This window comes from Vibrio mangrovi (assembly GCF_024346955.1).
GTDB lineage: Bacteria > Pseudomonadota > Gammaproteobacteria > Enterobacterales > Vibrionaceae > Vibrio > Vibrio mangrovi.
This window is the reverse complement of record NZ_AP024883.1, coordinates 284,775-304,173: the sequence shown is the minus strand read 5'-3', so window position 1 is coordinate 304,173 and position 19,399 is coordinate 284,775. Positions and strand designations below refer to the sequence as shown.

The following is a 19,399-nucleotide window of genomic DNA, read 5'->3' as shown; positions in this document are numbered from 1 at the left end:
ATACTAATATAATTTTAGAATCATGAACTTTAACGCTTTATGCCAACTTTTTTAGTTAGACTCCACTTGAAGTACAACCTGAAGCAGAACAAGCAGTTTTATCATTACTGTAACCAATAGGCCTTGTGCATGCTTAGCTTTAATCGAAGTGATTCAGGGAGCTTGCGATAGTTTTTTCCTAATTTATAGCCAATAATTTTACATAAATTCATCACACAAGCCCTCGGGATCCATAACGGCGATTGGCTTAGCAAATATTTAAACTCAGATATGATGAAACGTTTTCCTTCACCTCCAGCGCCACCAAATTTTTCTTGAATCCATGGTTCGCTGGCATGGAATACTCCTGTATCAAAATAACGAGTCAATTCTTGCCAGGGAGTGTAGTTGTGAGAATGTCTGACACAAGCATCGCCAGTATATGCAACTTTATATCCGGCTAATATCATCCTCGCAGCTAAATGCATATCTTCACCCAGAATAACATGGCTAGAAAATCCCCCAAGCTCTCTAAAAACATCAGCTCTATATGCAGCAAAAGAGTTAGACAAAAATATGGTCTTAATTCCATAAGAACGAATATGTTCTTTAGACATTACTCGACTATTGGTCGGATAATTAAAATGTCTAAGGTGACAAGCAATAGGGTTGGCATCATTATGAGGAAGTTGACGCCCACAGATAGCTGCAATTTGAACGTTATCGAAGCATCTTACAATATTATCAATATCAGTAGAATCTCGAACAATTGCATCTTGAGTCAAAAAAATATATATATCATCATCGGCCCCATCAATAGTTATTAAATTTCTCGTCGCCCCATGATTAAACTCATGTCTTAGTATTTTTTTATATACTAAATTATTCACATTTAAACCATCTAATGTATCACCATCAGTTTCAACAATAACAAACTTATAAGTAGGCAAACATGCCATAAGACTCATAATTCGAACAATAAAGGAATTATCTGGCTTATATATTGGTATAAATATTTTAATTTTATTAAACATATGCTTTTATATATTCAAGAAGTTCACTTCCTGCATCATCCCAAGTTCTGATTTCCCTAGGAGATACCTCTCTTTCTTCATTTATTTTCAAATAATCAATTTTTTGCAATAGAGGCTGCATAGAACTAAATATGTCCGATGGTTCAACTGTATAGAAATACTCATTGGGGATACTTTCATTTGAGTGACCATATTTTGATGAAAAAACAAAACATCCGCTAGCAAAAGCTTCTAAATCAACTAAAGATGAAACTTCAAACCAGCTCGCAGAGTAACTTACTTTAGAAAGTGCATATAGATTAGGTAGCTCCTCTGGGGCAACTTTCCCAATATAATGCAAGTTGTCGTTATCATTAACTAACTTTAAAAATTGTTTATAATACTTAATATTTCTCTTGTTATAACCACCAACAAACAATACTCTTACACCAGTATTTGCTAGCTGTTTTGCGATAGCTAATTGATTCTTTCTACATTCTATTCTACCACAAACAATGACATCCCATTCTTTTTTACTCCATGAACAGACAGGGATATTTAAATAATATGAAGGCACGCCATTTCTAATAACTTTACACTTATCATAAATATCCAACTTAAAGTCTTTCTGTATTACATCGCCCTCTCCTGATGCAATTAAAACGATTCCATTAACATCGTTTAAAATGTTGCGAACCTCTACCTCATAAGACATAAACAAATGTTTAAGTGATAGAAACATATTCGATAAAGAGCGAAGTCCTCGAAAAACATTTTTCATCTTTTCTACATAGAAAAAATTTAATGGCAAATGCCTTTTTCTATTAAATCGATCAATAGCCCTGATCTCATGATGGATAGAGATAAGATGTAATTTATAACATAAGTTAAGATTATCTATGATTTTTTTAAATTCAATTAACTCAAAAAAACGGTCTAAATTAACAATAAAAATCAAATGAGCATTAATCAAGCATTGAATATCCCCATTTCTAACTTCAGAATACTCAATAATTTTAGTTGACAATGAATTACACTTATCTAGAGAGTTACAATACATTTTTATTTGAAATGTATCACCACCAAAATCAGAGAAAAAGCCATCTCTCACCAAGAAAACTACATTAGTCTTGTCTAATGGGTTCATAATTTCCTCTTGGGTTAGTTACAGCTAATAGAAACCGATAAGAACAGTATAAAAATATATTTACTAGAACGAACAGCAAGCATTGACTAGCCCAGCTTTGTCCTGACATAAACAAAGAATAAGGAGTGTAGATGACATATAAAAAAATAGGAATATTCAAAGCTGTAATAGGTTTATTCAAGTAGATTTTTCTAACCAAGTAAAATAGAGACATTTCAATGACAAAGAAATGAATACCCAATATAATGCCACTAGTAAATAATGATTCTAAAATTAGATTTGAATTTGGAAATGTATATGCATGCTGAACTAACTCACCATACACCTGATATACTACAAACTGCCCAACACTTGAATAATTAGGTTCAAATCCAATAACCTTAAAATAAGGCAAAAATTGATATTCAATCAAATTACTATTAAAGATGCCACTTAGAGCAGAGTCACTATAGTTAATCATGTCCATGTAACCTGCTGGTATTAACTGATCGAATCCATAAAAAAATCGAACAACCAATTTGATAAGGAGGATATTTATCCCGCCCCTATCAAATGAGAAAAATCCTATCATCAATAAATAGATAGGAAGGACAGAGAACATTATAAAGATAACTATGAATATATTCCTCTTATGTTTCTTAAATCTAGAGTAATCCCCTCTAGCATGAGATATAAATAATACTGTTAATTCCAATATTATAGGAGAAAGAATTACTCCCTTCGTTGCAAATAATATCTTACCAAATAAATCAACGACAAAACAAAAAAGAGCAAATCGTCTAACATTACGATATTGACTAATAGAGAAAATCACAGTTGGAATACTGCTCACAGTGAACATCAACCAAGTCAATAATCTACTATTCTCAGTTGACTCAAACCGGGCATCAACACCATTAGTCATCAATATCGGAATCTTTCCAGGAACAATCATATTAATATATATGTGTAGAAGCAGAACGATAAGACCAAAGAGAAGTAGAAAAATTTGAAAATCTTTAGGGACATGATCTCTTAAATCAACATTTCTAATAGGAAAAAAATTAATTATTACAAAAAAAACGCCTATAAATATAGAAATTATTGCAAAAGAAAAACTCCATCCAAAAACAAAGATACTAGCGAAAAAACCAAATAAACCAGGGATAATAAAAATTATAGCGAACCAAAAAGTTGGATCATATATGTTAACAACCGTTCTCTTAATAATAACCAACAATAATATAAAAAATATAATAAAAATGAATATTAAAAAATAACTATAGTCAAGCAATCCTATGATCAGTTTCATTTCCTATAGATCCACTTTATATTTCTATACTTTAATGCTCGAAAACAAGAAAAAATAAAGCAAACACCTATTTGAGGAAAAATATTTATAAGTATTTTCTTACATATCAACTTGATTTTCTCTTTGTATAGATGTTTAAAAGGAATTTTATATTTTTTGTATGCAAATATTTTCCTTGTTTCTTCCAATGCACGAATCATAGTATTTATATTAGAGGACACACCTCCTTCTAACATCTTCACTACAGGTACATCAAAATATATTGGCTCACAAGATTCAATCACATTTAATAACAATAGTGCATCTGCTGCTATCTTATAATTCTGACTATCAAAGGTTTCTGAATGAAATATAATCTGACGATGAAACACCTCAGGATGCATGGGAAGAGTAGGCAAGAAACCACACCATGTCCCCTTAATTTCAGTCCATGGTCTTTTAATCTTTTGAATTTCATGTCTCGAAGAATCGATCAGGTGAGTATTGCCGTATATCAAGAGAGTATCTATTTCAACAAATTTCAGAACGTCAGTCACTGCTTCATAAGTCGTTGTACAATATAACTCATCACCGGCCCCCAAAAACTGAACCCATTCGCCTTTGATATAAGGAATTGCTTTATTCCAGGCATCGTAAATCCCTGAATCCGGTTCGCTAAACCAGTAGTCAATCACGTCTTCATTCGCCTTAAGAATATCAACAGTATCATCCTGAGATGCACCATCTGCAATAATCCATTGAATATTCGGGTATGTCTGAGAGCGAATCGACTCAATAGTCCAGTGTAAATCCCGTGCAGCATTAAATGTAGAAGTGATAATAGTGATCAACGGCTGCTCAGGAGTTCCTTGCTTAATTCCATAAGTGAGCTCACGCCCACCTTCCGTACGATAATCTGCCAATTACATACCTCTTAATTTTTGTTGATGCTCACGAAACCATTGATAGGTATCAGTCAAACCACTTTCAAGATCAATCTGAGCCTTCCACCCTAAGTCTCTCAGACGCCCAACATTCATTAACTTGCGCGGCGTACCATCCGGCTTGGTTGGATCAACTTTTATTTTCCCTTTAAAATCAATAATTTTTGCAATAATTTCAGCAAGTTCCAGAATCGTACAATCCAGGCCTGTTCCGATATTAATGTGACTGAGCATCGGCTGTGTATTCAACTGATAAATATCTTTATCCAGATTCATGACAAAGATACAAGCTTTCGCCATATCATCTACATGTAAAAACTCTCTTTTCGCAGAGCCGGTTCCCCAAATAACGACTTCTGCCAGCCCTGCTTGTTTCGCTTCATGAATACGACGGATCAATGCAGGGACTACATGGCTGTTCTCCGGATGATAGTTATCTCCAGGTCCATAAAGGTTAGTCGGCATAACACTGCGAAAATCAACACCATATTGGCGATTGTAGGATTCACATAGTTTTATTCCGGCAATCTTTGCAATAGCATATGGCTCATTTGTCGGTTCAAGATAGCCATTTAGAAGCTCATTCTCTCGCATAGGCTGCTCGGCTAGCTTTGGGTAAATACAAGACGATCCAAGAAATAAAAGTTTTTTGACTCCATGAATACAAGCCTGATGAATCACATTCGACTCAATCATCAGATTATCGTAAATAAATTCTGCAGGATAAGTTTCATTCGCCTGAATACCACCAACTTTCGCCGCAGCAAGATAAACTTCGTCGATCTGTAGATCCGAGAAAAAAGCAGCCACTTTTGCCGAATCTCTCAAATCTAATTCTTGAGAGCTACGAGTAATGATGTCCTGATACCCCTGATTTTGTAACTGGCGGACAATCGCACTTCCTACCATCCCATTATGACCAGCAACAAATACTCGCCTGAAGTTCACCATATTAATTCTCCAAAGAAACAGGGAGGTCAAAACCATTTGCTTTCATAAACGCGTGCTGCTGAGATACTTTTAGATCTTCAGCAACCATCTCTGCACACATTCTCTGTGCAGTTATTGTTGGCTCCCAGCCTAGTTTACGCTTGGCATAGCTAGGATCTCCCAACAAAGTTTCTACCTCTGCTGGTCGGAAATAACGGGGATCGACACGAACAATAACATCACCGGTTTTGATTGAAGGGGCTTTACTCCCTTGAACTGCCCTGACAATTCCAACTTCCTCAATGCCTTCCCCTCTAAATTCAAGCTCAAGTCCGAGTTCTGCGGCACTCCAGGAGATAAACTGTCGTACGGAATACTGAGCTCCGGTTGCGATTACGAAATCTTCCGGCTGCTCCTGCTGCAGCATCAACCACTGCATCTCTACATAATCTTTCGCATGCCCCCAATCACGTAATGCGTCCATATTTCCCATGTATAAACACGCTTCCAGTCCTTGAGCAATATTTGCCAGCCCACGTGTAATTTTCCGGGTAACAAATGTCTCACCACGCCGAGGAGATTCATGATTAAACAGAATTCCATTACAAGCATACATCCCGTAACTTTCCCGGTAGTTTACCGTAATCCAGTAAGCATAAAGTTTCGCCACCGCATAAGGAGAACGTGGGTAGAATCGTGTTGTCTCCCGCTGAGGTATTTCCTGAACTAAGCCATACAACTCAGAGGTTGAAGCCTGATAGAAACGTGTCGTCTTTTCCAACCCCAGAAAACGAATAGCCTCTAATAAGCGAAGTGTCCCCATCGCATCAACATCAGCAGTATATTCCGGCGATTCAAACGACACAGCCACATGGGACTGTGCTCCCAAGTTATATACTTCATCAGGGTGAATTTGTTCGATAATTCGAGTTAAATTCAAGCTATCCGTTAGATCACCATAGTGAAGCTTTAACTTTGGATCAGATTCGTGTGGATCTTGATATAAATGGTCAATCCTGTGAGTATTGAACGATGAAGTACGTCTTTTAAGACCATGAACTTCATATCCTTTTTTAAGAAGAAATTCTGCAAGATAAGAGCCATCTTGCCCGGTAATCCCTGTAATCAGTGCTTTTTTCATAATACAGAATCTATAGTTCGATGTGTTCAGTAATTTCCCGAATGACACGTTGTGGTGAGATCGTGCGAATATTAAGTTGGCTACCACGCCCGAAAGCTGAAATCCGCTCACTTTCGTCACTCATCTCCTCTAATTCGGGAGGATATATAGCGAAATAACGGTTACATATATGATAAGGATAGGGTGTAAATCGCCCATAATGATTACCATTAGAAACGACAAATATATTATGGTGCCGTAAAGACACCGCAATATGTGGAACAGCAGTTTCATTAGAAATAAGCAGGGCTGATCGAGCAATCAATTCTACCAATTCAATCAGGCTAGTTTTTCCTACAAAATTTAAACACTGGCCTAAATTACATAGCTTATTTTCTAATTCGTTCCCAATAGATAAATCGCTAGGAGGTCCACCTAAAACAATACTGAGCCCGTAGACATTGTGAACATGCTTTGCAACTTCAGCATATTTTTCAACGGGCCACTGACGAAAGCTAGCACTTGCCCCAAGAAAAATAAATGCATATCGCTCAGGCAAAGATAAAGATTTCTCAGATGTTATACTGAGGGATGGTTCTATATGAGATAAGTCTCTACCGATAAATCGTGAGAAAAATTGACGATTTCTTTCAAATTCAAAAATAATATCACCATCATCCTGATATAGATCAGTATATAAAGACTTACTATTTTCACGACATTTATTACTCTGATTCGATGTATCACCAAACCATGTTATCTTACAGGATGCAGGAATAACTTTAACAATATCTTCAAGAACATAACTCTCCCTGCTATAGCAGGGATACAAAACTTTTTCTACATTCTTAAGCATTCCAAATTGAGATAGCTGTTTAGTCCTATATATAAAATTTTTTATAAATTTATTACGGTTCAATGGAAAAAAAGTATCGATATAGATAGCGTCATAAGTTCGTAAAAACTCCTCCCATGAATCATTACCAATTAAAACTATTTTATAACCACATGTATTAAGGCAATATATAAAATTTCTAAATAATACATAATCTCCCATTGCATCTGGTTTCAAAATAACTAGAACAGGATTATCAGAAGAAGGGCTATTATTCACATTAAAATTATTTGCTAGAATCGAGTATAATCGCGAAATATTAAATATCAAAAGATAGTAAAAATTTATAGCAAGCCTTCTTATACTAACCATATATTTATTACTTAGATATAATCTCATCATAATCACTCTGCAAAAGGCTTCTGGGTTTTGCAGTTCTTTCAAAAACAACATTTAAAAACATTCTGGTTATTTTATTTTTTATAAGAAAAAACTTAAATTTACTTATTTTGTTCTTAGAGAAAATATGATACGAATCATTAATCATATAATAATTAAAACCAAGTTTATCTGCTAGCACGGCTAGTGATTTAGGTTGATAAAATATGATATGCTGCCCTGTATGAAATGAATAATACCACCAATTTTCAGGAGGAGTTTCAGTAAAAGTTTGAGTTGAAAATATCAACAACTCAGGATCATATTTAAATAGAGTTTCATTTAAAAAAGCCAAAGGGTCAGGTAAATGTTCCATCACTTCAAATGCTAATAAAACTTTAACATCCTGAGTGTCATCACCACAAAAATCACTCGCAAACATATTGGTACAATATTTGTCAGAAGAATAACAATGAATACCTCTATCACGTAATAATCGTGTTAAAATCCCGTACCCACCAGCAGTATCAACAACTCTGTCATGAATACGATTAAGAAGACTTAATATCGTCAAAACCATTTTAGAGTTATAATTATTTCTTTCCAATAAGCCGATATCTGAACCAGCAATTGCATCACTATATGCTTCATCAAGCCAATGAGGTGTCTCAGTCTTTATAATACCACAGTGCTCACATTTATAATAATTAACATTATATTTCCCCAAAACTTTTTCTTGAAAAATGAAATCAACTGTATTGGAGTCGATAGGACATTTACACATGAAGTCACCAGAAGTTATTTTTCTAACCAGCCAGATAAATCTCTATCAATGATTTTTTCAAGCTCACATATATCATCTTTATAAAAATCCATTAAATAATTTCTATCCTCATAACTTATCGATTCATGAACTAGATTTACATTTTTAATTTTTCTTTTTATCTTACTTATTAACGGTGTCGGCATTAGTTTTTTCACTACTGGTTTAATAACATTTGCAACTCTTCCTCTACCGTTCGATAAATCATTAATAAATCTAAATCTTGGCCTTCCTGATTTATTAAATTTCTCTTTACTATGTAGATCAATAATATTCTGATCAACATTTAAAAAGGAAAAAACATCGCTCATCAACCAATCTAAGTGTTTAAGATCTTCATAAGTATATATCTTTATATTATTAAAATTATCAATATAAGCCTTCACAGATTGACTATATAAACCAGCTCTCTTGAAATGATATGTCCATCCCCAGTTATCAGCAAAACGCTGGTCTTCATGCTCTAAAGCTTCACGGAAAGATAAAACTTCCCACCCTTCTCGAATATGATGCATATAGCTAGAGAATGCTCGCTCAACAGGGTTTCTCAAGATGATGATGATTTTAACTTGAGTTCCTACATATTTTTTTATATTTTCTATACTTCTCGTAGAATAATATAAATAGTCATTTGATATATCACCACAGATCTTATCCTCATTACCTACAAATAATTCTCTATAGTCATCATCATCAGTGATACCTTCATTACTATAGTATTCGGCACCAAGTCCTTTGAAATTCTTATCTAATTTAGAAAAAAATCTACATTCTTTAACACTAGGAATAAAAATTCTTGGATGAGAGTTTAAGTAGTGAAACAAAGATGTTGTACCAGATTTAGCTGCACCAGCTACAATAAAGTCAATTTTCATCATAATTAAACATTAACAACTTTAGAAAGAGTAAGTAATTTAAATATAGTATATGACAATAGTTTCTTTATTTTAAAGTAAAAAGAATTATTAGTGTCATCAGAATAGTTAATCTGGGATATAACTACTCCCTTTTTCTGTAGACCACATAAAAAACGTACACTTGAGTTTCGTTTTTTATATCTTTTATATGCTTCATTAATATAATACTTCCCTTCTTCATCCTCTATACTATCAATTAACTTAGTAAAAAGCAGATGAACATCATTAAAAATAACATTCACTAGATTATAATTTTTTTCAGCAGCTCTTAAGTTAACAACAGGCTTACCATTCTGGAAAACAATCTTCTTTGGTTCATTATTATTTAATAGAGAAATCCAGAAACAACAATAAGCATGAGATGTAGTATATAACCTGATAAAATCATCATCATGAAAAAGAGATTTTTTAACTAGGAGAGCACCATAAGTACACTTATTATATAAATATAGATATTTCTCATACTTAGAGATGTTATCCAAATATATAGGTTCTCTATGAGCTGTAGAAATAAATCGGCCTTGTCCATCAATCCAGTTTGAATTGACCAATGCAAAATCTACATGATCACTAATCAGATGGCTCAATATGATAAAAGCATCATTTTTAAAAAAGTCATCATCGCCTAACATGTAGACATAATCTCCATGAGACATGTTAATAACATAATGCATATGCTCATCTATAGAAAGACGAGAATCCTGACTGACGTAATTTATATTTCCATATTTACTACTCAAATCCTGGATATATTTCTCCACTTCACTATAATCAACATCTGAATTATTATTTGATATACATAACTCAAAAGATAAAGAATGTTCTTTTTGAGTATATATAGAATAGATAGCCTTATATAAATAATATGGCCTATTCAAAGTTGGAATACAGATACTTAACATATTATCTCCATAGAAGCGATCGAAAAGTGAATAAAAATAAATCTTTACAGAAAAAATAATTAACTATAAATGATTGAACCACTTGAGCTATCAATATTGCAATTGGAGCACCGATAACTCCTATAGATTGAACAAAGTAAACATTTAATATCAAAGACAATAATGCACCGACTATAGTTTGAATTAGTATTATCTGGGGTTTGCGCTCATTTATCACCCAAATCGTCTGGCAGCACCCCATGCAAACAGGTAGAAAAGATAATAAGTGTAAAATGAAAACATCTTTACTTAAAATAAAATCATCACCATACAAGATAGGGATCAAATAGTATAATAAACTCCCATAGATCAATATACTAGCAAGACTTCCCCACCAAAAAACAAACATTAAGCGCTGGTACAATAGAAAGTACCTTTCTTTGTTATTCTTAGATAAACTTGCCAAAATAGGTGAAAAGCTTGTAATTATGATTCCTGGTATAAAAAATATCATTTCAGCAAGATTCGCCCCTACAGAGTACAATCCTACAGATCGGCTCCCTAAAAAATACTCTACAGTCATAATCCCAGAACGCATGAAAGTTATAACAGCCAAATTAGAAATCATTAAAGGTAAGGATTCTTTTAATATTGAGATATAATAGCCATCACATTGAAAGCGAGGTAATTGTATAGTGAACTTTAATTTATACTTGCTATAGAGCAGATAGATTAAAATAAAACTTATTACCGTAACTTCTAATGGAATAGCGAACAAATAAAGAGAAATTTCACCACCATACCATATAACAACAACTTTAAATAGAGATGAAAAAACATAAGCTATTATTTTAGCTATAACTGTATACTTACTTTTAATTTCACTTTGGAAGAATAAGTCACACACATTCCCTAGTGAAAGTATTAGACCACAAGATACAATTGCAATTGCTGTAATGTTTTTTCCTAAAACAAAGGCAAACGTAACACTTAAAAGTATACTTAATATCGCAGAAATAAGTCTTAGTGATATTGTTACATCTAGTATGAATTTTTTATTATTTTTAGACTGACTTAAATCTCTGACAACAATCTGGTTTAACCCTAAAAGGTTGATTGCATCAAAGAATGCAACAAAGGCAATAGCATAGCTAATTTCACCATAATACTCTGCCCCCATTTTTCTTGCCAAATATATATTAACAAGAATTCCTAAAATCAATCTGGTGACTTTATCAAAAATAAGCCATCCCGAATTGAATATAGAATGAATAACATTCTTGTTATTAAGATCTGTCATTTAAACTCTTTCGAATACAAATCAGACAAACCACTATCGATATCATATAATGACTTCCAACCTAAACCAGATAATATACTGATATCTGGACAGCTATACATCAACTCATTTTCTCGATACTTTAATACACCATATCGAGGCTCTTTGTTATAGCTAGTCAATTTACATATTTTACTTACTAGCTCCTTTATCTGTATTGGATGTCCAGTTCCAATATCTATTTTTTTATATACTTTTACTTTTGAAATATTTTGAATGATAGTTGTAATAGCTGATAATAGATCTTCTATATATATATAGTCTCTATATTGTTCACCTAGAGTTAGGTTAATATCGTTACCACGTATACATTGTTTAAAAATATGATTAATGAATGAGTTCTGACATGCTACTCCATAGAATCCTTCCAAATTCAAGTTAATATAGTTAAACCCACGCATATGCGAGTAATAGATAAGAAGTTCATCCAGTTGACATTTTGTCAGAGCATACAGATTCACTTCTCTGGGTAAGCTTGTCCCACAATTAATAAATGTGAAATTTTTAATTTCTTCTGATATTCTAGATATTATTTTTATAGGCAAGGTTACATTTGCATCCAATATTTTCTCAGCAGACTCTCCATACCTCCCATAACATGTGATTGTATTAACAATTAATTCAGGTTCGAAATCTAAAATTATATCTTCCCATTTTTCATTATTTAAATTCACTATGTTACAGTAATCACTGTAGAAAGAACGTCTCACTAAACCTAAAACAGATTCAGTCTTGGATAAACACTGACTTAAATGCTGACCAAGGTAGCCATTTGCCCCCAGAAGTAAAATTCTCATATCAAACCATCAAAAGTTTAACCCGAAGAAATCTTTAAATTTTTCGATAATATAATCAAGGTGAGAAGAGTTTAGTCCAGGGTAGATACCAATCCAGAAAGTCTGATTCATAATTCTGTCTGTATTAGTCAGACTCCCTACAACTCGATGATGTATATTAGAGAAATATGGTTGACGCGTTAGATTTCCTGCAAACAGTAACCGAGTCCCTATCTTTGCTTCATTTAAGAATTGAATGAGTTCAACACGTCCAACCCCATAATTTTCTTTTAAAGTAATAGGGAAACCAAACCAAGAAGGTTCTGAATTGTCTGTTGCTTCGGGCAATTCAATAAACTCAGTACAACTCTGTAGTCCATTTTTCAGATAGATAAAGTTGTTCTTACGCTGTTGAATAAATTCAGGAAGTTTGTCAAGTTGTGCCAATCCACATGCGGCCTGCATATCGGTAATTTTAAGGTTATAGCCTAAATGTGAATAGGTATACTTATGGTCATAACCATATGGTAAAGAGCCCTGCTGTTGGCAAAAGCGCTGCCCACAGGTGTTATCACATCCGGGATCACAGTAACAGTCCCGTCCCCAATCTCGGAATGATTCAATAATTCGTCTTAATTTACCGGATTGAGTGAAAATAGCACCACCTTCTCCCATTGTTATATGATGAGCCGGATAAAAACTCACTGTCGCAATATCACCAAAAGTACCGGCGAGTTTGCCATCATACAATGTTCCTAAGGCATCACAGCAATCTTCAATAAGCCAGAGCTTATATTTATCGGCAATCATCTTAATCTCAGCTAAATTGAAAGGGTTTCCCAATGTGTGGGCAATCATGATTGCTTTAGTTTTTTCATTTACAGCAGCTTCAACCAACCGGGCATCGACATTATAAGTTGGTATATCAACATCAACAAAAACCGGAACTAACCCGTTCTGAATAATAGGGTTCACAGTTGTCGGAAATCCAGCAGCTGCAGTAATCACTTCATCACCGGGCTTAAGTGCGCGATCTTTCAGTTTCGGCGATGTGAGTGCAGTCATCGCCAATAAATTAGCAGAGGAACCTGATGTCGTTGTTAATACATGACCTCCGCCAAAGAATTCCCCTAATTTTTTCTCAAATGCCTGATTAAACCGCCCAGTCGTTAACCAGCCATCCAAAGAAGCTTCAACCATATACTGAAGTTCTTCTTCACCGAGAACTTTACCTGAAGGAGGAATGACATCTAAACCTGGGTTAAAGGCCTTATCCTGATATTTTTGCTTAGCATATTGACTCACTAAGTCTGCGATTTGAGTTCGTAGTTTTTGCTCGGTCATGCGTCATCCCTGCTCTCGATATAACTTCTGATTTCATTCAGACTATAGTGTTGCATATTCTCACCGGCCAGCCATGCATGATGCCAGTCCACGATTCTTTTCAGACTTTTAGATAGGCTCCAACAAGGATGCCAATCAAGTAACTGAGTGGCTTTGGAACAATCCAATTTCAGATAATGTGCTTCATGAGGATGAACGCCTTCCTTCATTCTCCATGACACACCATCTCCCCATAACTGCGCCAGCCTATCGACAATATATCGGACAGTTCGGGCATCTGTACTATCCGGACCAAAGTTCCATCCACCATTGAAATCAGCACCGTGTTCATATAATTGTTCGGCCAGTTTCAGATATCCGGATAAAGGTTCAAGTACATGTTGCCAGGGACGAATAGCGTTCGGACTACGAACTTCAACTTCCCGCTTTTGTTCAAACGCCCGCAGTACATCAGGAATTAACCGATCTGATGCCCAGTCTCCACCACCAATAACATTACCGGCTCTGGCAGATGCAATCGCAACACCATGTCTGGCATAATCATCAGGATTAAAATAAGAATTGCGATAAGCACTGATAACCAACTCCGAACAACCTTTACTATTCGAATAAGGGTCATATCCTCCCATGGGTTCAACTTCACGGTATCCCCAAACCCATTCACGGTTTTCATAACACTTATCACTTGTTACACATACAACCGCACGGACAGAGTCAACCTGGCGGATAGCATCCAACAGATGAACAGTTCCCATAACATTGCTCTGGTAAGTTTCAATAGGGTTATCATAGGAATATCGAACCAATGGCTGAGCCGCCATATGAATCACAATATCAGGACGAAACGTTTTTATAGCCTGACAGAGTTGCTGGTAATTACGGATATCACCAATCTGATGTTCTGAACACACTTCATCAAGCTTTGCGATGTGAAACAGGCTTGGTGTGGTTGGAACTCCCAGAGAGAACCCTTTTACTCTCGCTTCCATTAAAACCAGCCACGATGTCAGCCAACTACCTTTAAAGCCAGTATGACCTGTAATGAATACTCTCTTCCCTTGCCAGAAGGATGGATCAGTCATGCGATTTACTCCCACAACTTCCATGGAGCCTTGTGAGTCTCCCATAATTCTTCAAGTTTAGCTTTATCCCGCAGGGTATCCATGGGTTGCCAGAAACCGTCGTGACTGTAAGCCATCAGTTCCCCATCAGCAGCCAACTGATTCAGTGGACTTTGCTCCCATGTCGTCTGATCATTCTCAATCAGGTCGATCACTTTTGGGGAGAGGACAAAGAATCCACCATTGATCATCGCTCCATCTCCCTTGGGTTTTTCCTGAAAAGAACGAACAGCATTTCGTTCAATAGTGAGAACCCCGAAACGACCAGGTGGATAGGTAGCTGTGAGCGTAGCGAGTTTTCCATGGGAACGATGAAAATCTAATGTCTTTGCTATATTTATATCTGCAACGCCATCACCATAAGTAAAGAAAAACTCAGGCTCATTCTGAATATATTCCCGAACACGTCTCAGCCGACCTCCAGTCATTGAGTTTTCCCCGGTATCAACTAATGTAACTTTCCAGGGTTCTGCCCGTTTATGGTGGACATGCATTTCATTCTTTGCCATATCGAAAGTGATATCCGACATATGCATAAAATAATTCGCGAAATATTCTTTAATCACATATCCCTTATAACCACAGCAGATAATGAATTCATTCACCCCATAGTGAGAATATATTTTCATAATATGCCAAAGAATAGGTTTTCCTCCGATTTCAACCATTGGCTTTGGCTTGATTACTGTTTCTTCACTGAGCCGAGTACCTAACCCACCAGCTAAAATCACAGCTTTCATAAATTACTCCAATAATTATTAAATTGCTGACGTAATAAATTTATTGATATGAGAATTACCGAACAAAACGTCATGCTGATGATATTTTTTTAATTTTTCCGATTATTTCGAATAAACTGCCTGATAAAGACCATCAATACAGCAATAAATCCACCCAATACACATGCAACGGCGATGTACAGTAATCGTCTTGGTTTTGCTGGCCCCGCAGCAACAACAGCCGGGTCTACCGTTTTAAGGACATATTCTTGATGTACTTTGGTCAACATTAATTTCTTCGTCTGCTGTTCGATCAATTGATAGAGCATTGAACGAGTATCTGCCAAACTGGTCCGAAGTACTTGTTGATTTAAATAATCGATACTGTTCTGAGCATCGGTCATATCCTGAAAGCGGATCTCATGATTCAAATCTTCGACCAACCAGTTCACCCACTGTTGGGCAATATATGGGGAATAGAAATCAATACTGACCGTAACCATTTTTGCCTCGGTATCAATATCAATCTGCAGTATTTCTCGCTTAAAATAGTGGGTAGCAACAAGTAATTTCGGTTTGAATACTCTTCCTTCTTTACTTGCCCATTGATGGTGTTTCACATCATACATATCGGAGTTATAAATTAATTCACCATTCTCTTTATCCCATCCTTTGGCTGCCATTAACGGAACTAACAGGTCATGTTTCTGAATAAAGTTTCCAATAAACTTCCGGGATTGAAGCACCTGCAAGGCATACAACGCCTTCTGTACTCCTGAAGAACCACTACCGACCCCAATTCCCGCCAGTGATGCTAATCCGCCCAGTCTGCTGGCAACAGACTCCAGTTGAGATCCCGAATCAGTTGTTGTTGGTGTAAGAAGAACATCCGCCCGATAGATATCTGGCTTCATAAAAGCATAAATTCCCCCAGCTATCGCAAAAAATAGTGTGCAGGCGATAATGAACCATTTTGCGCGCCACAACACAGTAAACAAAACGCTGAGATCAATCTCTTCTTCCGTCTTTGTCTGTGGTAATACCGGAATATCGGTAACTTGTCGGCTTTCATATTCAGTCATAAATGGTCACAGCCCTTCTGATTTCAAAAACAGTCTCGTCATCGTCAATTCACAACCAGTATTGATTGCCAGAAAACACCCGATCATTTAACCGCATTCCACGCCACGCCAATCTGATACATCATTTGTGTTGCCGTACTAAATGTACTCAAACCATCCAGATAATCAGTATCAATCGGAACAACAATGGTATCTCCCGGTTCCAACGGTTTTTCCGAACGAACAAACCAGTGAGACTGATTCGGTAACATAACAGCACCATTTGCCCGAATGACATAAACGCGGTTTGTATCTGCCTGTTTTTTCTCTCCGCCGGCCAAATCGATGTATTTATCTACCGATAAACTTGGATCAAAAGTGAAATTACTGGATATCTGCACCTGTCCTAATACTGAAATCGTATTTCGTTTGGGAGGAATGTAGAGTTTATCGCCACCTTCAAGCATGATTTTTACATGGGAGCGGCCTTCTAAAATTTTAGGTAAGTCGATCACTAACCGCCCGACGGCTGGAATGTTAGATAAATCATCGACAACCTTTAAGGCTTCAGTCGGAGATGATGTATAAGTTGCTGCGCTACTTTGTCGCCGAAGAGTCAGCGAAGCGATCTCTTGCCGGAGATTATTCGTCACCATCTTCATCCGTTGTTGTTCCTGAATACGCAGAATCTCCCGGCTGAATACTGCCCCTTGCGGGTAGGCAAACCGGGAAAGCCCTCCGGCACGCTTCACCAAATCAACAATTGTCTCTCCCTGATTAATGGTATAATTACCCGGGTGTCTTACCTCACCCTGAATTTCAACAACATTATCCGTTTTCCAGTTCGTTTTACGTTGAATATCAATCCGGTCTTTTGATTCCAGCAGAAAGTTATCATCCGGGTTGGTCAGTGATTTCAGCAAATCAAATTTCTGGTGATTCAGCGAAACACTTCCAGGCATAAGAATGACCCGCGACAATTCAGCCTGATCTTTCGCTGCCGATTCCAACAGCCCTCCCGCGGCGGCAATTGCATCTCTTAACCTTCCGCCTTCAACAAGCGGATAAACTCCCGGGTAACGGACAGCACCACTAATTTCATATATTTTGACTTTTTCCCCATTGACTGCCTGCAATTTCAAGCGGGCAATTAAAGGTTCTAATAACCGAACTCTGGATGCCGGTTCATGTTGTTGTTGCTCCTGATTATCAACTTCACTATCTTTAACAGCCAACATCGATTCTTTTTCAGAGACCAGGGTCACTCCGGTTAAAGCATCACGAGTGGTATCCTTCTTATGGTTCTTTTCCTTGTTTACGGAACCATCAGGGCTATCCAAACTATCCGCTGAAGAACGGGTAGATGACCTATCAGGCAATGACAAATCACGTTTTACCGGCTCAGCCTGCCAGTTATCTAGTGACAGATCCGTTGCAAAGACCAAAACCTGATCCCCCGATGACAACTCCAAATTGTCCGGAGCTCCCACAGCATTTATTGCTTTATTGATACTAAACTGTAAAACTTTTACATTGTGTTTATGACTTAGTTCGCGCACGACCAGTGCATAATCCAGATCAGCATTAGGCATCAGGTCATCAGATGAAACGAATAAATCAGAAATCTTCATTCCTGTGTGGTATGCATATGCTCCCTGCCGGATTACAGCTCCCCGGACAATCACCGAGTTCTTTAAGACATCACCCACCGGACTAACCGTGACTTCATCACCATCCTGAAGTACAAACTGCTTATCTTTTGCTTTCGTCACATCCAGCGTATGGACATGTATGCCATTATCCCGGTAGCGTTTGATCTTCACTTTAAGTAAGTAGGCACTCGCTTTACTGCCACCAGCCTGTTTTATTAGCTGACCAATTGTTGTTCCAGACTCAATTTCATAAATCGCGGGACGGCGGACTTTCCCCTGAATACGAACAGAAGCACCTTTGGGACCAACAAATACAGTATCACCTGACTGCAGGCGAATATCGTTTTGCTTATTTCCTTCTAATAGCAAGCGGTACAAATCCAGCCGTGTAACAACTTTATTATCCCGGAGAACCGTAATATCTCTTAATGAACCACTTTTATTGAATCCCCCGGCAGCAATCAATGCCTGTGTGACAGTTGCCAGACTTGGAATGTTATAGGCTCCCGGACGATAAACATCTCCCGTCACATAAACCTGCATGGTCCGTAATGAGCCAAGTGAAATGGCTACATCAACACCCAGAATCTGTTTTTTAATCCGTTCAGTCAGATTGGCTTTCAACTCACTGAAAGTCTGTCCGGCAACATGAATCGGACCTAATTCCGGAAACTGAATGCTGCCGTCCCGGGAAACATTAAGGCTGTAATTGTTGTTCTGACTACCAAATAGCTGGACATCAATTTCATCACCGGAAGCAATCAAATAATTGTTGGGGACAGGTAAATCATCAATAGGAGTATTGCTGGAAGGCTGACCGGCGAACAACTCATATCCGAAGTCGGACAACGGCCCGGACTCATCAGGGGAAGCATTATCCTCTTGCTGTAAATCAGTCTGAGAATCGTCGGACTTGTTTACTGATCTCGGTTGTATTGTTTGCACAGGTACCGAGTGCTCAGTGTCAGAATACTCACCACGCAATGTAGATAAATCGATACCATACTGTAAAGCCAGAGCTTTTTGCTGTGCCGGAGGCAATTGCTTCAACAGATCAATCTGTGATGCAGTAAAGTTTGCCGCCCAGGAAGCAGAACTAAGGGAGATTAAAAAAATTGTGACTAATTTGAATAGAAGATATCTCATCAAG

Annotated in this window: 17 protein-coding genes; all 17 read right to left on the bottom strand. The window is 36.8% G+C overall.

Going from position 1 to position 19,399, the window contains the following annotated elements; translation table 11 throughout:
* Positions 1–104: 104 nt before the first annotated feature.
* Positions 105–1,013, bottom strand: a complete 909-nt coding sequence (locus OCU74_RS01360; RefSeq protein ID WP_087481539.1) for a glycosyltransferase family 2 protein — start codon at positions 1,011–1,013, stop codon at positions 105–107.
* Entirely contained in the window at positions 1,006–2,139 is a 1,134-nt protein-coding gene (locus OCU74_RS01355; protein ID WP_087481540.1) for a glycosyltransferase, read from the bottom strand. Before OCU74_RS01355 ends, OCU74_RS01360 begins: the two co-directional genes overlap by 8 nt.
* Positions 2,117–3,430, bottom strand: coding sequence for a hypothetical protein (locus tag OCU74_RS01350; RefSeq protein WP_087481541.1), 1,314 nt, complete (start codon positions 3,428–3,430; stop codon positions 2,117–2,119). Before OCU74_RS01350 ends, OCU74_RS01355 begins: the two co-directional genes overlap by 23 nt.
* Positions 3,427–4,332, bottom strand: a complete 906-nt coding sequence (locus OCU74_RS01345) for a glycosyltransferase family 2 protein (protein ID WP_087481542.1) — start codon at positions 4,330–4,332, stop codon at positions 3,427–3,429. Before OCU74_RS01345 ends, OCU74_RS01350 begins: the two co-directional genes overlap by 4 nt.
* Complete coding sequence (gene fcl, locus OCU74_RS01340; RefSeq protein ID WP_087481543.1) at positions 4,333–5,304, bottom strand: GDP-L-fucose synthase; 972 nt, start codon at positions 5,302–5,304, stop codon at positions 4,333–4,335. It abuts the gene before it with no gap.
* 1 nt (position 5,305) lies between these two features.
* A complete protein-coding gene (gmd, locus tag OCU74_RS01335) occupies positions 5,306–6,424 on the bottom strand; it encodes a GDP-mannose 4,6-dehydratase (RefSeq protein ID WP_200807748.1) in 1,119 nt (372 codons plus the stop codon).
* A gap of 10 nt (positions 6,425–6,434) precedes the next feature.
* Positions 6,435–7,640, bottom strand: a complete 1,206-nt coding sequence (locus OCU74_RS01330; RefSeq protein ID WP_159457432.1) for a glycosyltransferase family 9 protein — start codon at positions 7,638–7,640, stop codon at positions 6,435–6,437.
* A complete protein-coding gene (locus OCU74_RS01325) occupies positions 7,618–8,400 on the bottom strand; it encodes a class I SAM-dependent methyltransferase (RefSeq protein WP_087481545.1) in 783 nt (260 codons plus the stop codon). The genes OCU74_RS01330 and OCU74_RS01325 overlap by 23 nt, the downstream gene beginning before the upstream one ends.
* A gap of 14 nt (positions 8,401–8,414) precedes the next feature.
* Positions 8,415–9,317, bottom strand: coding sequence for a sulfotransferase (locus OCU74_RS01320; RefSeq protein WP_087481546.1), 903 nt, complete (start codon positions 9,315–9,317; stop codon positions 8,415–8,417).
* Between the two features lie 2 nt (positions 9,318–9,319).
* Positions 9,320–10,258 (bottom strand): glycosyltransferase family 2 protein, encoded by a 939-nt coding sequence (locus OCU74_RS01315; RefSeq protein WP_087481547.1) that lies wholly within the window; start codon positions 10,256–10,258, stop codon positions 9,320–9,322.
* Position 10,259: 1 nt separating this feature from the next.
* Positions 10,260–11,537, bottom strand: a complete 1,278-nt coding sequence (locus OCU74_RS01310) for a flippase (protein ID WP_087481548.1) — start codon at positions 11,535–11,537, stop codon at positions 10,260–10,262.
* Positions 11,534–12,373, bottom strand: a complete 840-nt coding sequence (locus OCU74_RS01305; RefSeq protein ID WP_087481549.1) for an NAD-dependent epimerase/dehydratase family protein — start codon at positions 12,371–12,373, stop codon at positions 11,534–11,536. Before OCU74_RS01305 ends, OCU74_RS01310 begins: the two co-directional genes overlap by 4 nt.
* Before the next feature lie 9 nt (positions 12,374–12,382).
* Positions 12,383–13,696 carry a lipopolysaccharide biosynthesis protein RfbH gene (gene rfbH, locus OCU74_RS01300; RefSeq protein WP_087481550.1) on the bottom strand — a complete coding sequence of 438 codons (1,314 nt, stop codon included), beginning with the start codon at positions 13,694–13,696 and terminating at the stop codon, positions 12,383–12,385.
* The gene (gene rfbG / locus OCU74_RS01295; protein WP_087481551.1) at positions 13,693–14,778 is read right to left on the bottom strand and encodes a CDP-glucose 4,6-dehydratase; all 1,086 of its coding nucleotides are present in this window, start codon (positions 14,776–14,778) and stop codon (positions 13,693–13,695) included. The genes rfbH and rfbG overlap by 4 nt, the downstream gene beginning before the upstream one ends.
* A 5-nt stretch (positions 14,779–14,783) precedes the next feature.
* Positions 14,784–15,557, bottom strand: coding sequence for a glucose-1-phosphate cytidylyltransferase (gene rfbF / locus OCU74_RS01290; RefSeq protein WP_087481552.1), 774 nt, complete (start codon positions 15,555–15,557; stop codon positions 14,784–14,786).
* An 89-nt stretch (positions 15,558–15,646) separates the two neighbouring features.
* Positions 15,647–16,618: a Wzz/FepE/Etk N-terminal domain-containing protein gene (locus OCU74_RS01285; protein ID WP_087481553.1), complete on the bottom strand. Its 972-nt coding sequence runs from the start codon at positions 16,616–16,618 to the stop codon at positions 15,647–15,649.
* Between the two features lie 83 nt (positions 16,619–16,701).
* Positions 16,702–19,395 (bottom strand): SLBB domain-containing protein, encoded by a 2,694-nt coding sequence (locus OCU74_RS01280; protein WP_159457433.1) that lies wholly within the window; start codon positions 19,393–19,395, stop codon positions 16,702–16,704.
* Positions 19,396–19,399: the final 4 nt, after the last annotated feature.

Bases quoted from the DNA above. Each gene is read 5' to 3' on its own strand.
- OCU74_RS01360 (WP_087481539.1), bottom strand. From the start codon at position 1,013: ATGTTTAATAAAATTAAAATATTTATACCAATATATAAGCCAGATAAT.
- OCU74_RS01355 (WP_087481540.1), bottom strand. From the start codon at position 2,139: ATGAACCCATTAGACAAGACTAATGTAGTTTTCTTGGTGAGAGATGGC.
- OCU74_RS01350 (WP_087481541.1), bottom strand. From the start codon at position 3,430: ATGAAACTGATCATAGGATTGCTTGACTATAGTTATTTTTTAATATTC.
- fcl (WP_087481543.1), bottom strand. From the start codon at position 5,304: ATGGTGAACTTCAGGCGAGTATTTGTTGCTGGTCATAATGGGATGGTA.
- gmd (WP_200807748.1), bottom strand. From the start codon at position 6,424: ATGAAAAAAGCACTGATTACAGGGATTACCGGGCAAGATGGCTCTTAT.
- OCU74_RS01330 (WP_159457432.1), bottom strand. From the start codon at position 7,640: ATGATGAGATTATATCTAAGTAATAAATATATGGTTAGTATAAGAAGG.
- OCU74_RS01325 (WP_087481545.1), bottom strand. From the start codon at position 8,400: ATGTGTAAATGTCCTATCGACTCCAATACAGTTGATTTCATTTTTCAA.
- OCU74_RS01320 (WP_087481546.1), bottom strand. From the start codon at position 9,317: ATGATGAAAATTGACTTTATTGTAGCTGGTGCAGCTAAATCTGGTACA.
- OCU74_RS01315 (WP_087481547.1), bottom strand. From the start codon at position 10,258: ATGTTAAGTATCTGTATTCCAACTTTGAATAGGCCATATTATTTATAT.
- OCU74_RS01310 (WP_087481548.1), bottom strand. From the start codon at position 11,537: ATGACAGATCTTAATAACAAGAATGTTATTCATTCTATATTCAATTCG.
- OCU74_RS01305 (WP_087481549.1), bottom strand. From the start codon at position 12,373: ATGAGAATTTTACTTCTGGGGGCAAATGGCTACCTTGGTCAGCATTTA.
- rfbH (WP_087481550.1), bottom strand. From the start codon at position 13,696: ATGACCGAGCAAAAACTACGAACTCAAATCGCAGACTTAGTGAGTCAA.
- rfbG (WP_087481551.1), bottom strand. From the start codon at position 14,778: ATGACTGATCCATCCTTCTGGCAAGGGAAGAGAGTATTCATTACAGGT.
- rfbF (WP_087481552.1), bottom strand. From the start codon at position 15,557: ATGAAAGCTGTGATTTTAGCTGGTGGGTTAGGTACTCGGCTCAGTGAA.
- OCU74_RS01285 (WP_087481553.1), bottom strand. From the start codon at position 16,618: ATGACTGAATATGAAAGCCGACAAGTTACCGATATTCCGGTATTACCA.
- OCU74_RS01280 (WP_159457433.1), bottom strand. From the start codon at position 19,395: ATGAGATATCTTCTATTCAAATTAGTCACAATTTTTTTAATCTCCCTT.